At 57.9% G+C, this 26,757-nt stretch carries 15 protein-coding genes and 7 pseudogenes; 8 read left to right on the top strand and 14 right to left on the bottom strand.

Features of this window, described 5'->3' with window-relative positions; all coding sequences use genetic code 11:
• Nucleotides 1–6: 6 nt before the first annotated feature.
• Genes dndE through dndB form a run of 4 tightly spaced genes read right to left on the bottom strand, consistent with a single transcriptional unit; the run spans nt 7 to nt 4,958 of the window.
• Nucleotides 7–384: a DNA sulfur modification protein DndE gene (dndE, locus tag QN224_RS30365; RefSeq protein ID WP_283979701.1), complete on the bottom strand. Its 378-nt coding sequence runs from the start codon at nt 382–384 to the stop codon at nt 7–9.
• Nucleotides 365–2,368 (bottom strand): DNA sulfur modification protein DndD, encoded by a 2,004-nt coding sequence (gene dndD, locus QN224_RS30370; protein WP_283979702.1) that lies wholly within the window; start codon nt 2,366–2,368, stop codon nt 365–367. Before dndD ends, dndE begins: the two co-directional genes overlap by 20 nt.
• A complete protein-coding gene (gene dndC / locus QN224_RS30375) occupies nt 2,365–3,852 on the bottom strand; it encodes a DNA phosphorothioation system sulfurtransferase DndC (RefSeq protein ID WP_283979717.1) in 1,488 nt (495 codons plus the stop codon). The genes dndD and dndC overlap by 4 nt, the downstream gene beginning before the upstream one ends.
• Nucleotides 3,852–4,958 carry a DNA sulfur modification protein DndB gene (dndB, locus tag QN224_RS30380; RefSeq protein WP_283979703.1) on the bottom strand — a complete coding sequence of 369 codons (1,107 nt, stop codon included), beginning with the start codon at nt 4,956–4,958 and terminating at the stop codon, nt 3,852–3,854. The genes dndC and dndB overlap by 1 nt, the downstream gene beginning before the upstream one ends.
• Nucleotides 4,959–5,467: 509 nt before the next feature.
• Between dndB and QN224_RS30385 the strand changes: the two genes are divergently transcribed.
• The 3 genes from QN224_RS30385 to QN224_RS30395 are packed head-to-tail and all read left to right on the top strand — an operon-like array spanning nt 5,468 to nt 8,731.
• A complete protein-coding gene (locus QN224_RS30385) occupies nt 5,468–5,965 on the top strand; it encodes a hypothetical protein (protein ID WP_283979704.1) in 498 nt (165 codons plus the stop codon).
• A 1-nt stretch (nt 5,966) separates the two neighbouring features.
• Nucleotides 5,967–7,253: a DNA phosphorothioation-associated DGQHR protein 1 gene (locus tag QN224_RS30390; RefSeq protein WP_283979705.1), complete on the top strand. Its 1,287-nt coding sequence runs from the start codon at nt 5,967–5,969 to the stop codon at nt 7,251–7,253.
• A complete protein-coding gene (locus QN224_RS30395) occupies nt 7,250–8,731 on the top strand; it encodes a transposase (RefSeq protein ID WP_283979706.1) in 1,482 nt (493 codons plus the stop codon). The genes QN224_RS30390 and QN224_RS30395 overlap by 4 nt, the downstream gene beginning before the upstream one ends.
• Before the next feature lie 8 nt (nt 8,732–8,739).
• Here the strand turns inward: QN224_RS30395 and QN224_RS30400 are convergent.
• Nucleotides 8,740–9,751, bottom strand: a pseudogene (locus QN224_RS30400) (RHE_PE00001 family protein).
• A gap of 324 nt (nt 9,752–10,075) precedes the next feature.
• Here QN224_RS30400 and QN224_RS30405 point away from each other — a divergent pair.
• Both QN224_RS30405 and QN224_RS30410 read left to right on the top strand, forming a co-directional pair.
• On the top strand, nt 10,076–10,330 hold the full coding sequence (locus tag QN224_RS30405) for a type II toxin-antitoxin system VapB family antitoxin (protein WP_283979707.1): 255 nt from the start codon (nt 10,076–10,078) through the stop codon (nt 10,328–10,330).
• Nucleotides 10,330–10,641 carry a type II toxin-antitoxin system VapC family toxin gene (locus QN224_RS30410; RefSeq protein WP_283979708.1) on the top strand — a complete coding sequence of 104 codons (312 nt, stop codon included), beginning with the start codon at nt 10,330–10,332 and terminating at the stop codon, nt 10,639–10,641. The genes QN224_RS30405 and QN224_RS30410 overlap by 1 nt, the downstream gene beginning before the upstream one ends.
• Before the next feature lie 360 nt (nt 10,642–11,001).
• On the opposite strand, the pseudogene QN224_RS30415 reads toward QN224_RS30410, so the two are convergent.
• The 8 genes and pseudogenes from QN224_RS30415 to repC (QN224_RS30450) all read right to left on the bottom strand — a co-directional run.
• Nucleotides 11,002–11,643 (bottom strand): annotated as a pseudogene (locus tag QN224_RS30415) (glutathione S-transferase family protein); the annotation flags it as partial.
• Between the two features lie 8 nt (nt 11,644–11,651).
• Complete coding sequence (locus QN224_RS34155; RefSeq protein ID WP_283979709.1) at nt 11,652–12,029, bottom strand: DUF2934 domain-containing protein; 378 nt, start codon at nt 12,027–12,029, stop codon at nt 11,652–11,654.
• 47 nt (nt 12,030–12,076) lie between these two features.
• Nucleotides 12,077–12,796 (bottom strand): annotated as a pseudogene (locus QN224_RS30425) (NYN domain-containing protein).
• Between the two features lie 55 nt (nt 12,797–12,851).
• Nucleotides 12,852–14,066 (bottom strand): plasmid replication protein RepC, encoded by a 1,215-nt coding sequence (gene repC, locus QN224_RS30430; protein WP_283979710.1) that lies wholly within the window; start codon nt 14,064–14,066, stop codon nt 12,852–12,854.
• 156 nt (nt 14,067–14,222) lie between these two features.
• Nucleotides 14,223–15,242 carry a plasmid partitioning protein RepB gene (repB, locus tag QN224_RS30435; protein WP_283979711.1) on the bottom strand — a complete coding sequence of 340 codons (1,020 nt, stop codon included), beginning with the start codon at nt 15,240–15,242 and terminating at the stop codon, nt 14,223–14,225.
• Entirely contained in the window at nt 15,239–16,414 is a 1,176-nt protein-coding gene (gene repA, locus QN224_RS30440) for a plasmid partitioning protein RepA (protein ID WP_283979712.1), read from the bottom strand. Before repA ends, repB begins: the two co-directional genes overlap by 4 nt.
• A gap of 1,523 nt (nt 16,415–17,937) precedes the next feature.
• Entirely contained in the window at nt 17,938–18,078 is a 141-nt protein-coding gene (locus QN224_RS30445) for a hypothetical protein (RefSeq protein WP_283979713.1), read from the bottom strand.
• A 1,063-nt stretch (nt 18,079–19,141) separates the two neighbouring features.
• Nucleotides 19,142–19,507: pseudogene (gene repC / locus QN224_RS30450) on the bottom strand (replication initiation protein RepC); the annotation flags it as partial.
• Nucleotides 19,508–19,562: 55 nt separating this feature from the next.
• On the opposite strand from repC (QN224_RS30450), the pseudogene QN224_RS30455 reads away from it, so the two are divergent.
• Nucleotides 19,563–20,101, top strand: a pseudogene (locus tag QN224_RS30455) (VirB8/TrbF family protein); the annotation flags it as partial.
• 49 nt (nt 20,102–20,150) lie between these two features.
• A pseudogene (locus QN224_RS30460) lies at nt 20,151–20,732 on the top strand (TrbG/VirB9 family P-type conjugative transfer protein); the annotation flags it as partial.
• A gap of 3,184 nt (nt 20,733–23,916) precedes the next feature.
• Here the strand turns inward: QN224_RS30460 and QN224_RS30465 are convergent.
• Nucleotides 23,917–24,087, bottom strand: a pseudogene (locus QN224_RS30465) (DUF736 domain-containing protein); the annotation flags it as partial.
• Nucleotides 24,088–24,290: 203 nt separating this feature from the next.
• Between QN224_RS30465 and QN224_RS30470 the strand changes: the two are divergent.
• The gene (locus QN224_RS30470; RefSeq protein WP_283979714.1) at nt 24,291–26,657 is read left to right on the top strand and encodes a DEAD/DEAH box helicase; all 2,367 of its coding nucleotides are present in this window, start codon (nt 24,291–24,293) and stop codon (nt 26,655–26,657) included.
• Nucleotides 26,658–26,757: the final 100 nt, after the last annotated feature.

Here is a 26,757-nt window from a genome sequence, read left to right on the forward strand (position 1 = left end):
TTGAGATCACGCCGCTCCAGCGACAAGGCGCAGCACATCCGCCGGCGCTTTGGAGCGAACCGACAAAGTACCGACGCCGCGATGGATGTGGCCGCGCAGTCGAACGATGAGCTCATCGTTTTCAAGCGGCTGATCCGGACTCGGCCCCTCTTCCACCCATCGCAATAGAGCTGCGATCAATCCGGCATATTCACCGGTCAAAGTATAGGCGTTGAATTCCGAGCCGGCCTCATCAGGAACAGGAGCCGTTCCAAGCGGCCCTTCCTCCAGCGACAACATAATCGCGATGCGGCACAAAAGGTTTGGCGTCAGCCCCGTGCGGGTTCGCAAGAAACGCAGCTTGCTCGTGGCATCGGCAGAAATCCTAAGCTTGCTGTAGTGCACGGCCGTCTTCCTCAAATGATTGCTCGAAATAGCCAGAACGGACCTTTGTCTGGCCAAGCTGCTGATCGAAGTCGAGGAGATAACTGTGCGATACGCTCTCTCGAAGTCGTTCGTAAAGCCGGTCGTCGATTTCGGTATCAGTTGACAACAGGATGACCTGGTGGGAGGCAACCGGAAAATAGTTTTCCGTAAGCTTTGATCGATGCTCAATGTCCAGTCGCGCAAGCGGCGTATCGATGATCATCGGCAGCGGCCGACCGCTGGTCTTTGCCAGAGCCCACAACATCGCAATCGCGTAGATCTGCTTTTCGCCGGCGGAAAGTGAAGCTTTGGGAATTTCGATGCCAGCGCGATCGATCAAAGTTGCCGCAAAGCTGTGGGGATCGATCCTGACGTCGGCAATAAAGTCTCGCTTGCGAGCAAGGTGGTTGAAGCGCTCCACGAACTCCTTGCGCAGCTGGCTGATCTTGCGTTCTAGGAGACGCTCTTCATAATCGGCAAGAACCTGCGCGGTGCGCGCGGCAAGACTGGCGCGCTCCAGAGCCTTGGCCGAATGGGCAAGCTCTTCTTCAACCCTACGCCGTTCCCGCTCCAGTTGGACGAGCTGAACCTTCAGCCCCTTGAGCTCTTCCTGCCTTGCCGTCAAGGCAAACTCGGTCGCCGCCACTTTTTGCTCGGCGGCAAGAAGATCGTCAAGCAAGGCGCCGGTCGCTGCGTTGTCGGCACGCGCCAGCATTTGATCGAGCTCGCGCGCGCGTACCGTCAGATCGTCCATGGTCTTGAGCAATACGAGTGCGCGCGCGCGTACCACATCTACCTCAGCCATACGCGCGAGAATGAGATCGCCATCACCCGCCTCCTGCAACGCCGGGAAGCGCTCAGTCGTCTCCGCTCCCGCCTGTCGATCGAGGAAACTGAGAAGATCCTTCCAATGGGCTGCCTCCCAGGCAGCGGAACGCGCTGCGGCCCCATTAGCGCGCCATGCGACAATGGCCGATCTTGCAGCGTCAAACGACCCTTGATGCTGAGACTGATTACGCGAGCGTTCGAGAGCCTTCTTAAAGGAAGAGATGAGCCTGGGTGCCATTGCAAAGGGCAACAGCCTGTTTGCCAGGTCCTTCAGCTCATGCTCGGAGGCCGCGATCTCGCGCTTTACCCTTTCGCGCTCAAGCTCGGTCTTGGCCCGTTGAAGCGCGACATCCCCACCTTCGGCCACGAATTGACGACGAGTCTGTTCGGCGGCACGCGCCTGGGAATCTCTCATGGAAATACGTTCTGCAACGTCGTCGGCAAGCTCGGAGGCCTGTCTTTCGATAACCGCGAGGTCGCGGGTGATCGCCTCCAGCCGCGCTGCAGCATTGCTGTCGTCTTCCTTGAGATGACGCGCCAGATAAAGACCGATATCGGCTCTGAGGCGGCCGACAAGTTCAATTCCGAGCAGTGCCCGAACGGCCTCGCCAAGCTGCTCGTTTTCATCTTCGCCTTCAGCGATCTCGCTGATCTTTTCTCCGTCGAAGAAAAACAATTGCGACACGCCGGGAGGAACAAGCTCCTGCAGGAAGTTTTGCCACTCGTCGCGTGGAACGCTTGTGACGGGCGCGCCATCCTTGTCGAGCTGAAGGCTCTCCACAACGCTCTTGCCGCGGACGACCCATTCGCGTCGAATCCGATAGCGATGGACTTGCCCTGCCTCCGAGTAGTCGAACTCAAGCCCGACAGCCGCCGACTGGCTCACGGCCGACCGATTGATCCGCCGTCGCAAATAGGCTTCATAATCAGATTGGCCTATCCGCGAGCCAAGTGCCCGACGACCGTAAAGCGACAAACGGACGGCCTCCAGCAGCGTCGTCTTACCCGCACCATTTCGACCGCCCACAAGAATGATCGGGGACGTTTCGCCCCCGCGACGGCGAGGAACCATATCAAGCTCCGTGGACCCGGCATACAAACCGAAATCCACCATAAGGACGCTTCGCAATATCATGCCGACACTCCCACCCCTTCGTTGAAGGGCAGTTCGGGGTCCTCGTCGATATCCTCAAGATCGTCAAAGGCACTCTCAAGCGGGCGTCCTTTGAAACGCTCGGCCAGAACCTCGTCGATGGAGCGCCACTCCTGCTTGAAAATATCCTCGATCTTCGTGTGGACTGCATGCCTCCTTTTCAGGCCGTGGGCGGCGCGCTCGACATCGAGAAGTCGCACGACAAGGTCCGTCGGTACGTCGCGCGGGGCGCAAACTTCGTCCAGCAACTGCCCATCGTCGGAATTGAAGCTGACCGAATCCTCCGTCACCCAATCGAGCTCGCGCCCGAGCACATCGCGCACGATGGCGGGAACGGAATCGGCCCAGTCGCCTCGCTCCGCGCGCCAGATGCGGCGGATCTCGTGCAGCTCGGCATCGTGGACAAGGAGCGTCTCATCGCCTGCCGGCGCGTCTCGCTGGACGCGCAATTGTGTTTCGAGCAGCCTGTGCAGCAACGTCCTACAGAAATCCAGCGTATAAGGCCCGGGAACGGGCTTATCGGTGTCCTTGATAAATTGCACCTGTCCGTTGCGGCGGCGGTAGTCTCTATAGTGCTTCTTGTTCTCGGGAATTTGCGTCTCCGCCAGCAAGTCGCGGAATTCGAGTAGCGGCTCAAGCCAATCCTCGCCTGAATCGATCATCGCTTCCATGGACTTGTCCCGCACGACGACGGTGCAGACCCAGCAGCCGAAACGCGAGTTTCCGCAGCTTGGTGTTGTCGTGTCGACCACCAGCGGGCACTCGCCCGCCGACGCGGCATTGCGATACATGGCGACCAGATCCCGGTTGTTGTTTCCCCAAGGAGAAGGGTTCTGCAAGAGATAGGTCCAGACGTCGTCGGTCGTCAGAGCCTCGATCGGTCCGTAGACGAAAGCATTCAGCAGCGAAGAATGTTTTGAAAGCGGCGATCCTTTAATCCTGTGCAGCGACATGACTTGCGCACGGGTGGCACTCTCAGCCGAGCGCACACCGAGAACCATGACCACCTCTCCGAATTCGGTGACGCGGCCCCTGATAAAGTCGTTGGCCGGTTCGATTTTCAATCGCTCGGTACACCAGCGAAACCGACGCGACGGCGCTGGATATCCTCTCCCGATGAGATTGACCCAGAAGCTGCGATCAACGGTCGGGGTAACTTTTTCGGTCTTGATCGGCAGTCCTTGCTGCGCAGCAGCCTTTGCGATCCGCTCTAGGGTGATGTCGATGTAGCGGACAATCACCGGCGTCTCCACTAGCGTGTCAGAGCTGATCACATAGACAGGCTTGCGACGTTGCTCAGGCGGGAGCCTCAACAATGCCTGCCACACCATCTGGAGCGTGCAGGTCGAATCCTTGCCTCCGGAAAAGCCGACCACCCACGGCCGGTTGTCCGAAAGATACACATCCTGAATCTCCTGATAACGCGCTTCCAGCCCACCATTGTCCAAAATCGAGAATTTCGTCATTAACTTGCCACCTTGAAAGCGTCGCCGGGCGCATAAAGATCCTCCACACGCTGGCCATCTTTGGAAAGAGCCATGCCAAGAGCGCGAACGACGACATTGGTGACGAGCATCACGTTGTTCTTGGATTTGTTGACTTTGCCGGCGACAAGGGCGCGATTGTCCCAAAGCTCACGGTTCGCACGTGCCCAGTCGATGTCGCGCAGACGCGTCAGTCTTTTCTTCCAATCCGCCGGATGTTCTTTCAGAAGCTGCGCCCCAGCCGCCGCTATTGCAGAAACGGCGATACCATGCGCGTGGATGTAATCCCGACGAAGCTCGAAAGCGGACACTTCGCGCGTTCCAACCCGCTGCCAATCCGGCATCTGAGCAATCACGGCGTTCCAGAAGTCGATCGCCAGCTGCTTGTCACCTGGCTCCACTTTGCCGGTGCGAGACTTACCGATCAGCTCTGCCGTCGCCTGATGAAGGCTGCTCAACGTGAAGAACTTTGTCGAGCGGTTGGATATGCTCGTTGAGTCATAGCTTGTGAAATCGCGAAACAAGGGGATCGACTTGACGACCTCGCGGGAAAGGCCGGCAAGGGCATCCCTGTGGTCATAGAGGAGCTTGATTGACTTCGTTGGCCGCACTGCGTGAATATTAAGATCTGCAAACATCTGCTGCGAGCGCTTCAGACCTCGGTCCGGGAACACCACCACAGAGATGGTTTCGTCGCCAAGGGTCGGCCGCTCGCGGATAGCTTCCTCGATCGCAGCCCGCCGATGTTGACCGTCATTAATCAGGATAGTTGCGCCCATGTCGATGCGAAGCTGGCCAATCTTTCGCAGGGGGCCGTGTGCGGCAACCGGCTCAAACTCGATCTCGCCATCGATCGACGCGCAGAGCGAAGACAGAATATATTCGCTGGAATTGTTGGTGATATAGCTGGCGATCGCTGGGACGCGCGCTTTGTTGAGCACGCGCTGAGCGCGCAGTTCAGCCGGCATTCCCTCATCCTCAAACTTCAGGAACCGTGGCACGATCTTCAAAGGCACCATGATGACGTAATAAGCGCTGCCAGCCTGCACTCCGCGGATCGCTATGAATTCCAGGCTGTTACCGTCCATGGCTACCTCCGATTGCTATAGGATTCTTTTCAGAGTCGCGATTGGAAGTCAATATTCGACGAATGGAAGTTTCCGGATTTAACTTCCATTCCGCCTCGTTCAACGGACGGCGACCTACTCTCGTCCACGCAGGCGCCGATGGCAGAGCCCCCGTTCTTAGCACGGCTCGATCGAAGCATGAGCAGGACAACGGCAGAAAGGGTCGATTTCCACAGCCTGCTGGACAACTGGGTCTGCGCCTTATCAAGCCACTTTCAGTCGACACTCGGATAAGTAGGATCGGCGTTGCGCCTCACAACAATACTGCAGGAGAATATTTACAATCCTGCGATACAGAATTGAGCAGTCGAGACAACGCCATCATGTGAAGACCGTCACAAAATGGTTGGAGCGCTGTTTGCTGAAACGTGTAGAGCGACGAGCGGCCCAAAAGCCGTCCACGGGACAGGAGCATGACTTGGTCAACATGACGTGAGAATAAGAGGAGTGCGATGCGCGGCTCAGGGGGAATGACATATCTGAAACGAGAGCTGAGCCACAGATTCTTAACGCCTATGGGTCACTTCACGTTCTGGGTCTATTTGTTCGTTGGCATCGTCTTTTTCGGCGGCTTCGGCGTATGGTATGAGGTAATTCCCTTTTGGTTCAGCAGGCCCGGTAGCACGAGTGCGGGCATCTATACCGCGCTTCTGACGTTCTTTCCCGCGCTTGCCGGATCCTCGGCCCTGCAATTGCTCTTTGCCGAAGGCCAAAAACCACTCAAGGCTTTCTCGGTGGCTTATGCCGTCGTGTTCATCGCCCTTGCTGTCTGGCTCGGTTTTGCAAAACCTTCCAATCCGATCATCGCTTTCACAGGTGCTACGATTGGGGCATTGCTTGCAATTCTGATGTGGTGGCTAACCAGCGGAAACGATCCCGCATTCAATGATGCGATCGATGATCGCTCGACACTTGGGGCAGACCCAAAATCCACACCCAAGGGCGACCTTAATGGCTTCGAGGTGTAAAGTGGTAGAATTTCCTTTCACGACCAAGGCCATCCTTGTCGAGCAACCGCTATACACGTTTTTCGCTGCGGTTATTCCCGCTGACACACTCCTGACCGTCGCTTTCAGCGACGCGATGCAGGCCAAGATGAAGCCGGACGGGATCGGCTACACGGTCGAAGCAACGCAGCGCGTGGTACAGTCAAAGCGGTTGGAGCAGATTGCCCGATACATTGATCGGGAAGACGCTGCCTTTCCGAACGCGGTCATTCTCGCAGCGAATTTCCGACAAGATGGCATGATTGAGGATGACGAGAACCCTGCTTCTGATGAGGAGCTCAATGGCGCAAAGGAGGCCCCCGACAAAAGCGTCGAGGCTACGTCGGCAAACGCGCCTGTGGCCGCTCCAGTTTCCCGTCGTTGGATCGTCACCGAGGATGGTTGCGGCGGTTATGACTTGACAATCCCCACGGCCGCGCAGCTCGCAGCCGTCATCGATGGCCAGCATAGATTGTTTGCCTTCGCGGAGGCCGACAGGGTCGAACGTTTGCAGATGAACCTACTCTGCTCGATTTTTATCGATCTGCCAAAGCCTTACCAGGCTCAGCTTTTTGCGACGATCAATTCGACCCAAAAGCCTGTCGACAAAAGTCTGACTTACGAGCTGTTCGGCTATAACATTGATGAGGAACAGCCCGAATATTGGTCGCCTGACAAGCTTTCGGTGTTTCTGTCCCGCAAGCTTGGTACTGACCCGGCCTCGCCGCTGCGCGGCCGTATTATCATCGCTCCTAAGAAAGACAAAGCTCTTGAACAGCTGGTAGCGGCACAGGATTGGCGTGTCTCGACGGCGGTCGTGGTGGAAGGGATCATGAAGCTTTTTTCATCCAATCCGAAACGCGATACGCAGCTAATGTTGACGCCGAGCCGCAATACGCGCAGCGTCTTGATCGAAGGCCCGAGAGACAGATCACCGCTAAGAGCGCCTTACATAGAGACCAACGATAATCTAATCTATACGCTCGTGTTCAACTATCTGGTTGCGTGCGAAGAAGTGTTTTGGTCTCGAGCTGGCGAAAAGTCATTTATCATGCGTACTGTGGGCGTCCAGGCGTTGTTCGATCTTCTCAGACGAGTATTTGCACCTGTGGCGCTTGAAAAGCGTGTATTGAAGAAGGAGTTCTTTGCTGAACACCTTTCGCGCGCCGCTCACATTGATTTTTCTGGTGACGCTTTCAAAAACGCCTCCGGGTCGGGACGATCATTTATTCGTCGCACGCTTGAAGAGGCTATCGGACCGATCCTGTGAGCCGCCTTCTCGACTTTCCCGAGGATATGTACAAACTCGTTCATGATGAGATCGCAATCTTCGGACACGATCCGGACATCAAACGTTGCGTCGAACACCTCAAAGCGGCGATGAGTCATGAGGAGTGGTTCAAGAGACGGGATCAAACTGCCAAGCGGTTTTATCGATCCCTGATTGGCGAGCAGCCGGATCCGACCGGCGCCGGCAAGTTTTACGATGAGACAGATCTATTCGCCTGGTACCTTTTCCTTGGTGAAGCATTCAACGACCATCCCCAAAACTATGAGGTTGTCGACGGCTGCCGCGTGATGCCGATCTTCTCAGCGCCGGGTCGAAACCTTGATCATCTGCAACAGATCGAAGGATATGAAGAGCGTCTGAGACGGCTGATATTCAAGGAGCGCGCTCAACCCAACGGAGGCCTCTTCGAGTTTCTGGTCGCAGCAGCTTATGTTCGTGAGGGATATGCGGTTGCGTTCCACCCAGAAGAACCGGGCAGAGCGCGGACACACGATCTGGACGTAGCGCGCGGAAACAAGCGTTTTGCGGTTGAATGCAAGCGAATGGAGGGCGGCCAGTATCACGAAAATGAGCGAAAGCTAATGCGGGGTCTCTGGCAACCGGCGTCGCACGCACTATTGCGAACGGGGGGCTCTTATTGCTTCGATTTGACGTTCACGACGGCGATTGAAGAGCTTCCGGACGATTACCTTTTTCGCCTGGCGACCGATTTCGTTCGAAGGAAAATTGAAAATCAGATCGTTTACGATGATCTAGCGTTGGGAACGCTGAGGATGCTGGATCTTGCTCCACTGAAGGCGGCGCTGGCGGAGTCATCCTGGATGCACCCCGGTCCGAAATACAACAATTTTCTCCTTGGCTCCTATCCTCGCTACGAAAGTCTTCTTCTTGCGCACAAGGTAAGATTCTCGCCTAACCCGCCCTTTATAGACGAGGTCGATCAAGCTGTGGCGCTCCGTTGGGTGAGCGGATGCGACGTTGCGATCGGTAAAAAAGCCCGTGACGTCATCGCAAGCTTGCAGAAGCGAACAAGCAGCTACCAGACGATACGATTGGCATCGTTCACATCGGTTTTGAAGCGCTCGGCGGCGACGCCGTCGAGCAGCGCCGGTTCGAAAAGATCAAGGCCAGCATTTCCAACTTCGATACCGAAGGCAAGCCGCTCGGCTATGTTTTCTGTCACTACTTCTCGCCCGAGGCGTCGGTTGAGGAAGCTTGGGCAATTGGCGAGACAACGCACTACCATAAGAAGCGGCCAGGCCCGCTTCCACTTGACCACCTCTTTCTTATCACCCCGGACGGACTTCAATGCGATCAGGTGTGCATTGGGAAAAGGATGGCGAAGAGTTGTAACCCTCCGACTATCGGCTGTTCGGTCAAAGCCGATCTGTCGTCAGAGACAAAGTAAGCCGGTTCAGCACAGCAGGGTGCACGATCTCGGAACCGCACATCACTGAAGCAAAAGCTAAAGAATCTCCCACGCCCGAAACCTCCCCCTCCCCGTCATCTCCCTGAGGCCGAGTTCCAAAACGATCCGCCGCGCCGCCTGCGGCGCGACGTCGAGGGTACTCGCCACCATTCCGGCCGACACCATCGGTTTTGCCATGACGAGCTCGACGAGTTCCGGCAGTTTTGAAGATGTCCGGCGGCCTTCGAGCTTCCGCTCCATCAGGGTACGTGCCAACCGGTGATGTTCTTTCATCCCGATTTCGGCGGCCGCCAAAAGACCGTGGGCGATGGCAAGCAGCCGGGATTCGCGAACGCGATGCCGGCGCCGATCGACGGGAATGGTTTTCAGGCCGAGATTGACGGCCGCGAGATGCGCGCCGGTGGTCACGCCCGCCTGGCGCAGAATGGATGCGGCAAAAACGCGGCCAAGCCACGGCGCATGCTGCAGCACCGAGATTTCGTTCCAGGCATCGAGGGCGACGATCACCTGCAACACCGCCGGCAAATTTTCGGCCTGCCGTAACACGCCGCGCCATTCTTCGAGCCGCTCGTCCTCATCCCAATCGAGATCATAGACCAGCGGACCGCGTTCGCGCGCGTCGGCATCTTTCCCCTCCTCTTCCGGCTTGACCTCGACAGGGCGCTTGGCGCCATCGCTCGTCTCGGCCTGTTGAGTTCCCACCGACGTCACGGGCGAGGTTTGCCGGAGCATGCGAACACCGTCGTTCGACAATGCCCAGCCGGGTGACTGGGCGGCAATGCGCCGGCGGGTACGCAACACGTCGCGGGCAATTGTCAGCTCATGGGTGGTGTGCGAATATCCCGCGTGTCGTCTGGAGGACGAGTTCGCCGTGGGTCCACAGTGAGGCGCAGGCGTCGGCGAAATGCGATCGCTCGATCCAGCCTGGCGCGACCGGTGAGCGGGCGATTCGCTCGTCCAGGCGCGTGCGTGCGATACCCGCTTCAAAAGCGGGTCCCATCAAGCTCTTCAGTGCCAAGTTTCCAATATTATAACGCATTGAAATCATGGTAAATGATTTGCTAAAACGAACTCTATCTGAAAGTAACCATTCGTCACTTGGTATGACGGTTCAGGTCACGTCTCACTTCCGATAGGTTGCAAGTATCGATAGTGACTGATTTCGAGTCGCAAATCATCTAAATCGCCGACCTACCATCTCCCTCCCCTCACCTCAGTTGGAGACGTGCCCTTGATGTTTCTCGCTGATCATCACCGCAGCTGGCGAGGATTCGCCGAAGCCGCGCGATGTCTCGGGAAGCCTAGACGACCGCTCTTGCGCCCGCGCCGACACTAGGTAGAATATAGACAAACGGGCACCAAGGAGCCCAGAATGGCACTCAGCATAAAAGACGTAGAGACGGAACGTCTTGCAAAGGCGCTGGCCGAGAAGACTGGTGAAACCATCACCATGGCGACCCGCCGCGCACTGGAAGAGCGGCTGCGGCGGCTCGCAAACGCGGGAAATCGAGATGTCCTTCTTGAGGAGCTTGCCGCCAGCCGTAGACGCTGGGCGCAGCTGCCGGTGCTCGATAAACGTTCTCCTGACGAGATTTTAGGGTATGATGAAAACGGGCTCCCCAACTGATGGTGATTGACGCGTCCGCCATCGTGGCGATCGCATTCAATGCACCGGAAGCAGCAATCTTCGAGCAAAAAGTTGTCGACGCCCCACGTCGCTTCATCTCGGCCGCGACAATCCTTGAACTCACCATTGTCATCGAGGCGCGCCTCGGCGAGGCGGGCGCTGCCGAGCTCGATCTATGGCTCCACAACCGGCCGACAAGAACTCCCCTTCCCTCCCCTGTCTCAGCATTCGCCTGGGTCGCCCAGGCGGCGAGCTACTACAACAATGCCGAGCACAAGAACGGGCGCGCTGCGCGATTATTCACTGACTGACTCCACCGACAGGTTCTCGGTGCCTCCTGAGAGATTGCCGCCGAGAATGCGATACTACATGCGTTACTGAACCGCAGAGGAGCCTCTTCGCTCCTGGTGAAGCACCCTGAAGCTACGCCAACGACCGCCCGGCGACGCGCGCCGGCTGGCCAGGCTTGATAGCCGCCGAGGTAACGTCCGGCCTGCGGATCCGCGTCTTCGCACCGGTTGGTTTCGCGGAAGGCGCAGCCGCACCACATCGACGTGACTTCCGCACACCGTCGCCGGCCCAGCTTGCGGTATCCCGATTGGCAGTTCCGACATTTCGAGATCACCATGGATGGACGATCTTTCTGTTCGGTTCATCCGGGCGCCTGCGCTGGGACCCGGGGGCAATTCGGGCGCCTCCACCCCTTTGAAGGGATCGCGCCAGGCATCGATCTCTTGGAGCTGACGATACCAGCGGCCGACAGAAAGGATAATCATCGAGCGGCAAGCTCGCGACATCGTTGAAGGGCAGAAAGGCCGCCATTCGGAAGTTTGCATAGGAAACCGAACTTCCGACCGGCCATCTTCGGTCGGGAAGCTCGGCCCCAAGTATTGCAGCGGCCGTGCAGAATTGGTTTAGCCCCTCCTCAACCCGTTCCTGATCAATCGGGCCAAGCCCATACCGCTGTTTGGTCCCGCGTTCGAAATACACGATATCGCAAGCTCTTGCGAAGTTCGCTTTGCCCAACTGAGTCGTCGGATCATCTCGGGTTCGTCGTCGCCGGTGCGCCAGAAATCCGAACGCGTGTCTCGTGAAAGCCGGCAAGCTATGGCATCGGCCTCTCAGAGGCTTTTTCCCGAGTCTAGAAGTATGGGCAATGAAAGATCTGGATTTAGCGGGCGAAATCGCTCGGCCTGCCCCGGAGCGAAAGGTGAGGCGAATTCAAACTCGACTTTCGCATCAACATAGCGTGCCACCGCGACCGTGAGGCAACAAAGCGAACGCAGACCAGGCCGGACGGCGTGCCTGATCATCCAACTGGCTAACGGCCCTCAGTCCGTTTGCCCTTCTTGTCACCGGTTGTTTTGGAAACGGTGCTCCTTTTCAGCCGCTTCGCGCTGTCTGGCTGCTTCGTCACCGTGGATTTCGGTGTTCTCGCCTTGGTAACGACTGTGGATTCAATAGTTCCGCCAGGAACCGCAGCATCCTTCAACACCTCAACGCCGTTTATTTTGGCTGACTGAACTTCCTTGGCAGCCTGGAACCAGTGCTCAAGACCATCCCCTTCTGGTCGCCCTGCTCTCTCCCACAACTCATAGGCCGCGTCCTGATCAGTTCTTCTTCGTCGGTCTTCATAGCAAACGGTCCTTGTCGATTGAGGTGGGAAATGATGGTGGGCGGCCGTGAAGCCTGATTGCATGTCTGACGAGGAACTTAGGTCGATCGGCGCGTGCTTCGCAACCGCCGCTAGTTTTTTCCGCGTTGCTTCAGCCGAATGCTGATGGGACCTCCCTCGGCCTGCTGCACCTCGAATTGATTTGTCTTCCGGATAAGATCGCTGAGCTTGCGGAAGCCCAAGGTAAGGTACGCGGATCAAAGTCCGGCACCAAGTTGAGCAATTGCTTGCCCACCGTGCCGATGGTTCACCCAAACCATCCTCGGTTTCCTCCTGCGAGAGCACCCTTTTTGATCAGCGGCACGGCCGCACCGGGTGCAGTTGTTTTTCAGCCGAGGGGGTACTCTGATTGTCCTTGATCGCTCCAGCCAGCAGGTTTTCGGTGACGAACCTGCGGCAGGCCTGCCGAAAGTCTTTTGTTCGCCGAAGCCAAAGACATCGATGCCCTGCTAGCGAATTCGTGCGGCCAATCGCGTGAAATCGCTGTCGGACGAAACGAGGCAGAAGCCGTCGAACCGCCGCTGTGCAACAGATCCATGGCATCGATCACCAAGTTAATGTCGGAAGCGTTCTTCCCGTCGTATAGGCGAACTACTGTTGCGGGATGATCGCGCGTTTGGCCAGCACGCCCAGGCTTTCGATCGTGTGCCCAAAAAATCTCCATAAATGAGCCGCACGCTCGCCTCGCCGATCTTGGCAACCACTTCGAACAGCCCGTCGACGATCTTGGCGAGGTGTTGTCGGCATCGATCAGGACACGCGAGGCGTGGTGATCGTGACTCTGACGGCATAATACGTTCCTCTCCTCGAGTCTCGGCACAGCTTAGCAGTCGCTTCGCGATCGTACTATCCGGCTTTCCTGCCGGCACCCTGGTTCGCCCGCATCAACGCCATCAGCATTGGTCCAAGCGAGAATATTCCCCGCCGCGCCCTGCCCGTTAGATCGCGTAGGTAACCACCGGCCGAGTTGATATGCTCTGCCCGCTCGAGGATGCAGGCGACCAGGGTGGCGGCGTTTTCAGGGCCAAGGACCTGGCATGCGTCCTGGTAGGCAGACGGGTCGACACGAAGCATCGTTCGCACGGTGGCGGCTGCGATCATCAGGTCGGGCCAACTCCTGATCGTCCCGCCGGGGCCGTAGATGACGATTTCGGGGCACGCTTTCAGCACCATCGCCAATGGGAAAGATCTGTTCGTCTTGCTTGCTGGCTGAACGGCCTGATTCGACTTTTCAACCGGCCGATCTCCAGAGCGAGGTTCAGATTCATGAAGGGATTCGGGTTTTGAACTCTGTATGTGCCGCTCAGTTTGATCGGGATTGCCGCTCACATGCGGCCGTTTTATTCGCGTTTTCAGCTCGTTAGCGATCAGTCCGCGCAGTCTCTCGATCTTTTCGACAACCGGCCCCAATTCCCCAACACTAGGCACCCTCGGAAGGCTGGCCATGTGGCTGCGGAACTTTTCCTCGACCGCTGCCCAATCGCCCGGCACGCTCTCGTCAATCGCGACCTCGATGAGTTTCGCGATGTCCCTGCGGCAGAGCGTCAAACGCTCGCGCAGCCGGCGCAGTTCGAGCCGTTCGGCTTCGACCTCGGCGGCCAGCCGCTCGATCTCATCCGCCCGGGCGAGCAGAGGTGCCAGCGAGAAGCCGAAGGCCTCGTCGATCGCTCCGCTGCGGGACTTGCGCGCATAGCGCTTGCCATTCGGGCTGTCTTTGCGGGTAATGAGCCCGGCCTCGACGAGTAACGCAAGATGCCGTCTAAGGGTCGCTTCGGCCATGCCATGGGCTCTCCGCGACAGCTGTGCATTCGACGGAAACACTACCAGACCGGCTTCCCCGCTGAGCACATTCTCCGGATAGAAGCTCAAGAGCGCATTCAGGACGGCAAGCGCTCGCTCAGTGATGCCAAGCCGAGGCTTTGCCTCGCAGAGCGCGCGGAACAGCTTCCATTTGTCTGCCGACCTTCCGGGCGCGACCTCGCCCGAAATGAACTGACCTGCCAAGAGGGCAAGCGTCATCGACCGCCGCCCGAAGGGCGTCGTTACATTTCTACTCTCCATTTCCCTTCACCTTCGATAAGGCAAAAGAAACCGGCTCACCAAAAACGGTGCCAAAGACTCTTGACGGCGATTCGTGGAAATGCGATTCTCGATCTTGCTACAAATCAGAGGAAGGCTTCCACGGCTTTGTCGTTGGGGGCCTTTTTCTTTTGCGGATTAACCTCCTGATTTCGTCGTCTGGCTGCCACGGCTGGCACGCTGGATAAACTGGTCGTGCAGGTCCTCAATCTGGCCCGCAATAAATTCGACAAATCCAGCCGGCACAGACTTGTTGAATGTCAGCTTCGAACCGGACTTGCCGTGCTGAACCTGGCCGAGCACGAGACCATGGGCGATCAGCTCGCTTGTGCTCGACGATGTTACGGGCGACTTTTCAGCCGTGCTCAGCGCGTCAAGGACTGCAGCAAAGCGCGATTCACTCGGGGAATTGCGAACAACGTCCTTGATGAGGACTGCCTCGGCGACCCGAGCCGGCTCCTTGTGTGATGACCAGCGAGCTTCAAAATCCAACCACCTGCGTCGCCCAATATCTGGAGCAGGACCGATCTGAAGGACGATGTCTCGCGGCAACGCCGTCGCAATCCTTATCATTTCTGACAGATGGGATTTGCCGGTGTTCAGAGAGTTGCAGATCACGTCGCGCCGATAACCGGCGAGCTCCTGGGACTGCGCGAAAAGGCAGCGCTCGATGAATGATAAATCGTGGCGATTGCTGTTCTCTTCGCCCTGAAGGACGATAGCCTCTTCATCGGTCAGTTCCCTGGCTATGGCCTTGAACTTAATGCCCAGGACTTTCGCAGCGGCCAGACGCCGACGTCCGAAGACGATTTGGAACCGCTTGACATCTCCCCGAACCGAACGGACGAGCCCGGGAGTGCTCTGCCCATGCTCCCGAATGGATTCAATGAGTTCGGCGATACTGGATTCATCGTATGCGGATGCGAAGCGATCAGGAATTGCAGATTCCATGATCTCGCTTGGTTCGATCTCGATGATCTGACCGCCGTCCTTCAGAAGGCGTTCAGCAAGCTCACTGCGTTCCTGCATTTGACGAACACCGGCGGCTACCTTGAGAAGGTGCGGCGACGTCGAACGGTGGAGCCCCGCGGTCTCGTTGGAATTTTCCAGCTGACCGAGGACGTTGGCAAAGAGCCCTTTCGAATCCTTACGGCTCATTCTCTCCCCCACGCCTTCCAAAAGAGTGCTTCGAGTTCCGCGTTCGCGGCATTGATGGACTCGATTGCGCGATCATAGGTCTTTGGCGCGGAAAAACGTGATCTCTGCACCTCATAGAGACTCTGCTTCCACGTCAGTGCATCTGCTACTGCCGTGGACTTGATGACAGAGTTCAAAAGCAAATTCTCACCAAAGACCTGCCGCATCAGCGCCGACATGTTGGCCTGCGGATGGTCGTTAGGCTCGAACTTTGTGATCAGGAACTTGGCAAAATCCCACTGAGCCGAGGTGCCGACCTCATTAAGGATCTGCATGTAGGAAGCAGCCAGCTCCAGGAATTTTGCCGTTGAATCGACATCGAGCATGTGGGCCGGAACCGGAATGATCACACCCGTGGCGGCAGTTAGTGACGAGAGGGTCAGGAAGTTGAGCGACGGTGCGGAGTCCATGAGGATGAAATCGTAGTCATCCACCACTTGCTCCAGGGCCTGCGAAACACGAAGCAGGAAGCCCGTGCCGCCTGAGCGGCGCATCTCCAGCGCGACGGAAGTCTCGAACTCCGTCAGTTCTAGGCCGGCGCAAATGACGTCGAAACCGACGATATGGGTCTTGTGAATGATCGTTTTCGTCGGGATCGGGTCATCGAAGCGGATGGCAGAGTAGAGCGTGTCGCCTCCGCGATAGTCGAATTCGGGAAGGCTACCGTGGAGAGCCGTCAGGGAGGCCTGTGGATCAAGGTCCACTGCCAGAACGCGATATCCCCTCAGTGCCAGATAGTGGCCTAGGTGGATTGTCGTGGACGTCTTGCTCGATCCGCCTTTGAAATTCGTGACGGCAACGATCTGGCACTGCTCATCGCCGGTGCGACGCGGATTCATCCATTTTTTGCGACCATTGGCGCCAAGGGCCATTCTGAGCTCGAGCACCTGCTCGAGCGAATAGAAGCGCCTGCCATTGGCTATTTCCGGCGCTGGGCCTTGTTCTTTTGCGGCAACCTGTCGGATGTAAGCCTCGGTAACGCCGAGTAGGCCGGCAACTTCCGTGGATGTGAATTTGCGCATCGTGCGGCGCGCATCTGGAGGAAATTGGGCCATGCTCAGATTGTTCAAAGCCAATTCGAGCTTGGTCGAAAAGTTCTCCATGAAGGCGAGGCTGCTTAGGTGTCGCGTCATCAAAAGAATCCCTGGTGATTTTTACCATCACTTAATCAGTGGAATGGTTAATCGCCTGTTAACAACCCTGTAACTACTCGAATAGCCGCAAATTCGAAAAATTTGCGCAACTAAGGCGTACTCCGATTCGGCCTGATGCATCAATTCCACGGTGTGCACCAACACCGATGAGCTGAGGGGGCGTCGGGCGAAATGAAAAACTAGCCCCGCGCATTGCCTGATGTTGTTACCAATAGGGTCGCCGCCGCCCCGACGGGATGATTCCATTGATATCATTCTGGTTCGCTGGATGGCGAGGCGGCTTAGCATGGCGATGCGGTTGGAATTGGTTGAAGCGATTGTCGAGCGGTATCGATCGAGCTGCCGGGCAGACAAGTAATGGATCTTGGACGAGTTCGTCGCGGTTACCGGCTATCATCGCAAAGCACGCGATCCGGGTACTGCGACCTCGAGCTGTCGGTTCGTCACCCACCAGACAATATCCCGTGCTTTATGGCGCCGAAGTTCGGGAAGCACTCGTAGTCTTGTGGGAGGCGTCTGAACGGCTCTGCTGGAAACGTCTCAAGCCGCTAGTTCCCATCCTGCGCCGGCCCTCGAGCGACATAGCCGACTAGATCTTGATGGCGAGCTTCGCGACAAGCTGCTGACGATCAGCGCGGTGACAATGGATCGCCTGCTCTCGGAAGTGCGTGCTGTGGCTCGCGGCGGGCAAACGCCGGCGCGCCCTGCGGCGACTGGAACGATCCGCCGCCCGCATCTGTCGAGGCAGATTTCGTGGCCCATTCCGGCACCTAGTCGTCCGGCAGTTTGTGCAGATAATGGTGCTGACCGATATCGCCACAGGACTGGAACGAGTGCGTGCCCGTGCAGACGCGCGAAAGCGGTGTTGTGATTGCTGCCATCAAGCGGGCGAGATAGCTGTTCCCTTTCCGCTTCTAGGCGTTGACTTCAACAATGACAGCGCCTTCATGCCCGATCGCCCTCATCACAGTGAGGCGGGTCGACTGGCTAACCGCCGAGAAGTTCCCCGCGGGGAACTTTAGGAACGCAGCACCCTCCCGAAACGGAAAGTATTTGAGGTGTAATGAGGTCTCCCGGCGCTGGCCGAGCCTCAAAGCAAAGTCAGCAAGGGAGCGTTGAGCGGACGACTAGGTCCTCGGCTTTACGCGTTCTGGTCCACCAACGGCTAAGAACGTGACGGCTGATGTTACCGTCCGAGAGAGCCCATCGATCGAATGCGGCGCTCAAGCGGTCGCCGGAGAACTCCTGAGTGAACAAGTATATCTGAGCTTAGATAGCGGTCAGTCATGAACCGGCTCGATCTCGCAGCAAACCTAGCACACGCAAGCACAGGGGACTGAGCCCTGTCCAAAGTTCCCCGCGGGGAACTTCTAAGGGAATGGAATGCTTGGGCCCGTGTCTATCTGACCCACGTCCGCGCCTCAGATTACGCCAACGGCTAAGGCGCCCGGACAAGATGGCGTCCGTTTCAGAAATTCCCCGCGGGAACTTTTGAGCCGCCTTTAAATCGCTGCAAGCATTGGCATCGTCAGAAACGGCTGCCAGCGCCCTTCCTTGCCTTTAGCTACCTGACGCAGCGCCGCCAATGCCTGCCGGCGGAAAAGCTCCCAGCGGGAAACTTCACGATCCGAGAGACCGATCATGCGGAATCGCCGTTTCCATCGACCGGCTCTCTATATTTGAGTTGGACGTACGCCGGGGCACTCACGGTCGCTGGCTAACGCAGCTGAAAAGGTTCCCCGCGGGGAACGTTTAGCGGAACAGGGAAGGCGATCGCGATCGGTGACTAACTGCCGCGCGCTGATCCTCGGCCCCCGCAAGGACATTGGCACTTGAAATACAAAAATTCCCGGGAACTTTCAGCGACAGAAGAGGTTCTCGTCAGGCCGCGACGTGAGGGGTGACGGGCGGCCGCACAGCAGCGCGAAGAAGCCCGCGAAACCATGAAGCGCCGAAGCAACACGTCCAGAAAGAATCAGGGGCAGGCGGTCGCATAAGCACGCGCCTGAGGCTCCTCAAGACAGGGATGTTCAAAGCTCTCGTCCCGAGACCAGGAGTTGCCTTTCGTTTATCGATTCGTAAGAGGAGAGGGCACCTGTCCGAACGGAGGCTCTGGCTAGCGGGGGGCATTCCTCGTGTTTCGGAGAACAGAGCATCCGCAGAACGCGACTAAGCGCGAAAAAGTGACCCCGCCACTCGCAACGGCGCCGGCGCGATGCCAGCAACTCATCGCGGATAACTCAGGCCCCTCCTGTGACAAGTAATGGCGGGCGCCAAGGGAGGGCTTTACGGCCTCGGCGCCGCCCGGAGGCGCCACATTCTGCAGTTAACTTGGCGGTCACCAGATGTTGGGAGAGGGCGCCACACCGCCGTTGCCTTAGCGCAAGAAATGTCAGAGACTGCTCGCGCAGTCGGGGATTCGCCGCCGCGCCACGGGGGTTGAACACCTCTGTTGATGCTGTTTCGCGGCTCCGGTAAGTGCTTGTAAGTCCAGAGCTTTCGATGCGATCCAGAAGCGAACTGGGCGATAATTTCCGTCACCTCGGGGTTTCTTGATCGCGGCTTCCCATCCGTACTCTCTCCAGGACTCAGAAAAGTTCCCCGCGGGGAACTTTTCTGAAGAGCCGTTGGCCCCCACATTCGTTTTATCGCGAACATCGCACGCCTTGGATGTTGCCTTTGGTGCCGGCGAGCCGATCTGTCGACCTACATCGGCCCCTTCGCGTACGACCATCTACGCGTCTTCTCTGCGCGTCCTCTCAATAAGGCCATGAGCACCGGACCGAGCGAGAACTCGCCTCGCCGGGCCCTCCGTGTCAGATCCCGCAGATAGTCGCCGGGCGAATCGATGTGGCCGACCCTTTCAAGAGTAAACGCAACCAGCGTCGCGGCGCTTTCAGCGCCTAGCAGGCAGGCATCCTGATAAGCCGAGGGATCAACGCAAAGCATCATTCGTACAGTGACGGCGGCGATCATCAAGTCGTGCCAACTGCCGATCGTTCCGCCGTTATCGATGCTTTCCGGGCAGGTTTTCAGCACTGTCGCCAACGGAAAGGTCCTGTGCGCCTCCCTAGCCTGCTCCACGACCCGGCTCAATTTTTTCGACCGGCCGATCTCCCCAGGGAACCTGGCCGTTATCGGCTTTGCCTATGGGCTCTTTCAGAGCGCACAGGTGAAGCTCGTCCCCTACATAGTCGAGGCCGAGAGGTTCGGAACGGCGCTCAGCGCAGGTTTTCCGGAGCAGATCGAATGTGCCGACCCCCGAGTGATGCGCGCGACTTTAGGGAGCTTTATCGTTAGCTTCCGCTCGGTCACCCCGGACGCCGTCGTCCAGAAAGGCTGTATCGATCGCACCTGCGCTCTTCTGCGAACCGCCCACCCTTCGACCGAGAAGGTAAACGCCTCGTTTCGCAGCAATTCTCTGTTCGACAAGGCAAACACAGCCACGGTAGCAGTTGAAGTGAACAACATCGTCGCCCTTTCCGACTGATCCTATCAAATCGACTGGACAGAGTTGGGCGTGACCGGAAGGGCGAGGAAACCGGGGTGTGTCGCTACAGAGGGATCGCGACGGTTACGCTCACGACGCCGCAGGACCAGTCTGTGGGCCGACTTAACCCGATAGGTCTTTACCTGACGGACTTCGACTGGACGGCACAGCTTTGATGCCGACTTCAAGGAGAGAACGATGAGACTGGCTGCTGCCCTGGCAGCCATGGGCGTTTGGAGCGGTGGGAATGCCCGCTTCTGCCCAAACTATGAACGCGGGCGAGGCGAAGGGGACCCAGATCTCCCGCGAATGGCGGGCTGGTACCGGAGTCGTCACGAAGGAGCCGACGGCAAGGTCGTCTTTCTCTTCGGTGAAACTCAACCATTGGTCATCTGCTCGCCCTTGCAAGTCTGCCACATCGAGCTCGACAGTGGCGAGCAGTTCGCGACGTGCGGGTAGGGGATACCGTTCAGTGAAGATCGAGCCGGCCACGTCAGGCCCGGCAGAAGTTCAGACGATCCACCTCATCGTCAAGCCTTCGGAACCGGAACTCGTTACCTCGATGGTCGTCACCACATCGAGGCGCACCTATCACATCCAATTCAAATCTCATTTAACCCAGTACATGGCTCGAGGTGGTTTCGAATACCCCTGCAAGACATTGGGAGCAAGCTCATCGATATCAACGCTCGGCTTGGCCCCACAAGCACGGGGATAGCGGCCGAACGGCTTGACTTCCGGTATTCCGTTGGGAGTACGGCGCCCTGGCGCGCGACCCGCGTCTATTCCGACGGGCAGAGGACCTACAATCCAGTTCCCGCGATCGATTGGCGCTCTGCGGGGTTTCCGTTTTTATCTTCCCGCGCCAAGGGTTTAGCGCAAAGTCGGCAACTCCTTGGCCACGTATTGTTCCGGCGTAAAGCCAAACCGAGGCTAGCACTCGGCGACTGACCGAGCGGTTACTCACTCAGTTGGTACCGACTCACATCGCAACACTTGGCAGAGCCCAAGGGAATAGACGGCATCGCTCGCTGGCCCGAGTTCCTCACGGCGATCCGAAGCGGACAGAAAGAAGTTCAGGCTATCACGGCGAAATCTTGAGTTCTCTCGAAGGTTCCTGAACATTCAGGTCGTACGCTGACTCTAGGGCGTAGCTTTTGTCAATGCTGCCGTGGCGGACGAAAGAGGAAGTTCACCCATTTTGAGCTGCCGATGTTTGTTCCGGATGGAAATCGGAATGAACGTGAAGATCAGTTGATCTTAGACTACCCGGCTTGCGCTGAGGAGCCCCTTGTCCGGCCCTTCGTAATGAGACAGGGATCAGGTAGGTCCGCCGGTGGTCAACATCAGGCGATCGCCAACTATTGTTGCGCAAGGATGAAGCAAGTTGGTGCATTTGCTATGTCGCCCCACGAGCACGGCAGCCACGTCCGGCCGAGGATGAATGGGCTCATTATCCCATGCTACTTAACTGCACCGCGGAAAGCGTTTCCACGATTTTGTGTCGATTCGCTGACGTCATAGCCGAACCCGACGGGTCTCCTGGCAGCGCCTGCGGCGCTAAAGCGCCCCTCAATATAACGCGAAAAGCATCGGTTGATCAGATGCCGGACGAAGCAGTAGTATCGATTACGAGATCCGCCCGTTCGATGATCGGGGGGGAGCACGCAAGCGTCCCCCTTCCCACCGCGAGCGGTCGGCATTCCGATGAAGTGCGAAAATGCTTTCCACCGACGTCCAAGGATACTTCGCATCGATATGCTGTTTTACCGCAGTGCCCCATGCTGTTGCGCCTAACCGCCAGCGGATCGACCCAGGCGCGACAACGTCGTGGTCAACGACAACGAGTTGCTTGCAGTCATTGCGAGCGAGTTCGATCGCGACGGGAGCACCAATGGCACTCAATCCGAAGACGGCCCCGTCTTGTTCTTCAAGACACCGACAGAAGGTCGGAACGACAACCAGCGACGGGTTCGTGACCCTTTGATCCGACCTCGCTGCGCGGAACGAATTCGCGGGTCCGTAGAGCTGTGGGAAGAGGTATGCCTCTCCCTTTGACGCCGGCGCTCTGTTCGGTCGACTGTATCGTCACCGCGATCGAGATGGATGTCGAGGAATTGTCGATAGCGCGTCGGTTGAAGGCGAGATTGTTCCGGACCCCTTATCATGCCATTTCTCGCGCGAGGGAGGAGGGAAGCGGTCTTGGCGTCGCCAGGGAAACGTTGCGGTCTTGCTGCTGGCTTGCAGTTCCGGGGGGAGGGGAAAGCCCTTCGTCGCGAGGACGTTTCCGTCTTCGTCGCGCCGCGGAAGGCGCTCCCTCCCACTTTTTGTCGAATATGCGAGACGTACGGCTCCAGTTGCTGCGTCTCCGAACTGCCAGCCGGAGTCGACCAGCACGTAGCTGCCCTCGACGAATCCCTCGCAGTTGGGCGCCAGATAGGTTCCACCAGACCTCCATGGGCTCGCCTTGCGGATCCTCGGTACCCGTTCCGTTCACAGCGGTTTCAAGCTGCCGCTCTAGCAAGGTCGCTAAGTTCCATTCCGCCGACCAGAGGCCCGTATCCCGTCCGAGTAGACAGAGGGTCCCGCCGGCAGGTGAGCAATGCTCTTTCCCCGCGCAGCACCACCTGGGGACGGACGAACGGATAGGTGTCGGGAAACGCCGCTTCAAGGGGCAATACGCGACCGTCGGAGAGGGGCCAGTCAAATGCAAGCCGTAGCACCCCTTCTGCAAGCTGAACTTCATCGAGACGGAGGGTGTCCCCGACGAAGGCGGCAAGGTCCTTCAATTCGAACTCGAATCTAACCCTTCCAGGCTGGTTCCCAATGGGAAACCAGACCAGGCTTCAGATCTCGGAGCCTTATCATGATGTCAGCCCACGGGACAATCCGGAGGCTTTTGGGGGATCCTTGGGACCGGGAGGGACGCCATCCGGACGCCCCGGCCTCCCGGGCGGTGGTTAGGGAGGCGTGTGCGTTGGAATTCCGTGATTCGGCGCTTTTGCCATCTCGGTCTCCATTGTTCGCGTTGATTCGGAAGTAACGATAATTCTGCAAAAAGAGCCTTTGGAGCGCTAATCGTTTACTGACGTGTTGACTCGCGGATTTCAGCAAGTACTCCCGTTGCCATAGATTGCCAGTTCAGTTCCTTTCCACCGTACTTGGTAGATGAAGCATATGCGGGACCATTGGCGAATTCCTGCAACTTCGTGTTTGATCCGCCGCAAACCTGCTTTGTCGTTGGGAAATATGCCGTTTCCTGCCGGCATCGAGCCGTCGTTTCGGTATGTGGCGTTCTTCTAAAGGCGCAATGTGAGCCGAAACCTGGGATCATTTCGAACGGGGAGAGGAAGCGGTTCAGTTGTTCCTCGATCGTCTCCGACAGAAACGAAAACGGTTATCGGTCGGCGCTTCGATGCCGACTTTGCGAAAGCCACAAAGCTAGCCGGGATGGTGCGGCTCGTCGGCGCCTGTTCCAGTTGTGTTCGAGGGACACCTCGATCTCGACGAAGAACGGGATAGTGATTGCGACCTTCAAGCCAAGCTTTCTCTTGCGGAAGAAGGGGCAGATCACCTTGCCCAGGGTGTGGAGTCGGCGGCCGGTGGGCCGAAACGAAGTAAGGGACCTGCCGGCGACTGAATTTTGGTCCGCGAGGAGCCGCAGCGCGGCGGGGAAATTCTGGCAGCGGCAGGTTGCGTCATGACGAACGGGCTGCAACACCTCCGATGGAGCTGACAGCCGGTTCGAAAGGAGAAGCGGAACTGGTCGCCGTCGCCGCGGCAGTAGGGTTGTTCGCCTCGACATGGCGATCAGGTTCGTTCTGCCGGTACTTGGCGCCCTGTGCGATGCTCTCCATTCGTAGGTGGTACCAAGACCCGGCGCATGCGAGAGAACATCGGTCTCAGACCGCGTATGCCGTGCAGTTACCGGCTTCCGGCTTTGTCTGTACGACCGTTTGGCCCCGCCTCGCGGCGGGGCCTTGTCCGGATCTCAGTCCCGGTTGGGGCGCGACCAGATCAGCTGGTAGCCGTCCTCGCCTTCGACCTCGGAGAGGGTTGCGTAGATCGGGGCGGGGAAGCTCGGATCGTCCAGCTTGACCGAAAGATAGTCTCGATCCGTCTCGGCGGAACGCTTCTGCCAGGCCGCGCCGAACTCGACGTTTTGCGGTGCACCGCAAAACGTCGATTATACTGAGAGTGGGATTATGCGGAGCCTCGATCGCTGAAGGCTGGATTTGCCGTAGTTGCGGCGGATTCTGCTCCGCATAATTTCATCGAATTTTGCGCGCCAAGCGTTAGTGTCTTCAGCCTGAGGCCGCCTTGGCCTATGGTCGATCGAGACTTGAACGGTGAGAAGCTAAGACTTTGGCCGATGCGGGTGAAACTTCCGACGAAATCACGCGCATTAGACGGCGGTTAGCCGCTCTGGATGCGCAGCGGATGGCGCTTGCGCTCGAACTGGAAACACTTGAGCGAAAGTTGATATCCGATCGCCAGGCTGGCGAGCGGACCTCCTTCGCCGATGCCCCAGTTACGAACGGCTCGCCTTCGTCCGAGAAAATCGCCCTGTTCCGAAGCCTTGTCGCCGGGCGTCCGGATGTCTTCCCGATGCGATGGGAGAACAGGAAGACTGGAGCCTCCGGATACTCGCCGGCGTGTTCGAACGAATGGGCAAAAGGGATTTGCGGCAAACCGAAGGTGAAATGCGGCGAATGTCCGCATCAGGCCTTCATTCCAACTTCCGGGGACATCATTGAAAAGCACCTTCGTGGCGGCGATCCGCGGTCTGGCGACTTTGCAGCTGGCGTATATCCATTGCTGCAGGACGAAACATGCTGGTTCCTCGCAGCCGACTTCGACAAGGAAAGCTGGGCGGAAGACACCAGAGCATTGCTGGCCACCTGTCGCGCCAAAGGAATTGCCGCAGCCCTTGAAAGGTCGCGGTCGGGCAACGGCGGCCATGTCTGGATATTCTTCGCCGAACCTGTTCCGGCGAAAATCGCCCGACAACTGGGCGCGGCTCTGATCACAGAGACGATGGAGAACCGACCCGAGATCGGCTTCACGTCCTATGACCGTTTCTTTCCCAATCAGGATACGATGCCGATTGGCGGCTTCGGCAATCGGATCGCGCTTCCCCTTCAACGAAAGGCCCGCGAAAACGGCAACAGCGTCTTCGTCGATGACGACCTACGGCCTTACGATGACCAGTGGGCCTATCTGTCGTCTTTGCCCAGGCTATCGGCAGGCTCGGTCTTCAAGGTTGCTGACGAGGCTGAATTGTCGGGGCGGGTCTTGGGCGTTCGGATGCCGGTCGATGACGAACATGCCGACGAGCCGTGGAAGATGTTGCCATCACGTCGTAGCGAGCCGCGGCGAATAGAAGCCGTCATCCCACGGTGCATCAAGGTTGTGGTCGCCGATCAGGTTTATATCGACAGGACGGAGCTTCCACCGGCGCTGATAGCGCAGTTTGTGCGTCTGGCAGCGTTCCAGAACCCAGAATTCTATCGCGCGCAAGCGATGCGATTACCGACATTCGGGAAGCCTCGGATCATCTCGTGTGCCGAACTTCATCCACGCCATGTCGCTCTGCCACGAGGCTGTTTCGACGAAACCATTGAACTCATCAGAGGCCATGGCGCGACTGTCGCTTTGGAGGATCACCGCGAAGATGGAGAGGCGTTACCTGTCGAGGTTTCGTTCCAAGGGAAACTGCGCCGGCCACAATCGCGGGCCTTTGACGCTCTCGCCGCGCATGACAATGGTGTGCTCGCTGCGACGACGGCCTTCGGCAAGACAGTGGTCGCCGCCGCTCTCATCGCACGCCGCGCCCGCAACACACTGGTTCTCGTTCATCGACGCGAACTGCTAACGCAATGGGTGGAGCGACTGAGTTCCTTTTTGACTATAGATCCAAAGCAGATCGGCATCATCGGCGGCGGGAAAAAAAGGCCGACGGGCGTTATCGATGTCGCGCTGATCCAGAGCCTGGTACGCAATGGCGAGGTCGATGATATCGTCGGCAATTATGGTCATCTGATTGTTGATGAATGCCACCAACTATCCGCAGCAAGCTTTGAGCTCGTTGCCCGGCGATCAAAGGCACGATACGTGGTTGGCCTGTCTGCGACGGTCGCCCGAAAGGACGGACATCATCCCATTATCTTCATGCAGTGTGGTCCCGTCCGCCATCGGGTAGACGCAAGGGTCCAGGCTGCCGAGCGTGGCATTCGCCATCGTGCGCGTGATCGGTCGACGAAATTTGAGCTGCCAGCGTCTCTGGCGTCGGTCGAACGACCGTCAATGCCAGCAATCTACGCGGCCCTGGCGCAAGACCACAGCCGAAATGACCACCTCGATTATCTTCAGCAGAGGTTCTCGCCATTCGTGAAACATCTGGTGGTGCTGCGCGGTGGCATGTCCGCCAAAGATCGCAAGCAAGCCAACACGGCATTGAAGGTCACCGACGATGATGAGCGCCTCATACTTGCGATAGGCCGCTACATCGGGGAAGGCTTCGACGATGCTAGGCTGGACACGTTGTTCTTGACGATGCCGATCGCCTGGAAAGGAACTTTGGCGCAATATGTAGGTCGTCTGCATCGACAGCACGATGGTAAGCGAGACGTCATGGTCGTTGACTATGTCGATAACACCGTTCCTGTGCTGGCCCGAATGGCCGCAAAGCGGCGCGTGGGTTATCGCGCGCTGGGCTACGTGATCGAGTAATGGCGCCCCGTTTTGAGCGGAGCGCCCTTGGGCTGGTCAGCGGGACCAGATGAGCTTGTGCTCGCCTTTGTCGCCCTGGATGAGGGAGGCGTAGACCGGC

The organism is Sinorhizobium sp. 7-81, from assembly GCF_030124405.1.
GTDB classification, from domain to species: domain Bacteria; phylum Pseudomonadota; class Alphaproteobacteria; order Rhizobiales; family Rhizobiaceae; genus Sinorhizobium; species Sinorhizobium psoraleae.

Coding starts and splice junctions, on each gene's coding strand:
- dndB (WP_283979703.1), bottom strand. CDS start 4,958: ATGGACGGTAACAGCCTGGAATTCATAGCGATCCGCGGAGTGCAGGCT.
- dndD (WP_283979702.1), bottom strand. CDS start 2,368: ATGATATTGCGAAGCGTCCTTATGGTGGATTTCGGTTTGTATGCCGGG.
- QN224_RS30385 (WP_283979704.1), top strand. CDS start 5,468: ATGACATATCTGAAACGAGAGCTGAGCCACAGATTCTTAACGCCTATG.
- repA (WP_283979712.1), bottom strand. CDS start 16,414: ATGACGCGACACCTAAGCAGCCTCGCCTTCATGGAGAACTTTTCGACC.
- dndC (WP_283979717.1), bottom strand. CDS start 3,852: ATGACGAAATTCTCGATTTTGGACAATGGTGGGCTGGAAGCGCGTTAT.
- QN224_RS30405 (WP_283979707.1), top strand. CDS start 10,076: ATGGCACTCAGCATAAAAGACGTAGAGACGGAACGTCTTGCAAAGGCG.
- QN224_RS30445 (WP_283979713.1), bottom strand. CDS start 18,078: ATGATCGGTCTCTCGGATCGTGAAGTTTCCCGCTGGGAGCTTTTCCGC.
- repC (WP_283979710.1), bottom strand. CDS start 14,066: ATGGAGAGTAGAAATGTAACGACGCCCTTCGGGCGGCGGTCGATGACG.
- QN224_RS30410 (WP_283979708.1), top strand. CDS start 10,330: ATGGTGATTGACGCGTCCGCCATCGTGGCGATCGCATTCAATGCACCG.
- QN224_RS34155 (WP_283979709.1), bottom strand. CDS start 12,029: ATGCAATCAGGCTTCACGGCCGCCCACCATCATTTCCCACCTCAATCG.
- repB (WP_283979711.1), bottom strand. CDS start 15,242: ATGAGCCGTAAGGATTCGAAAGGGCTCTTTGCCAACGTCCTCGGTCAG.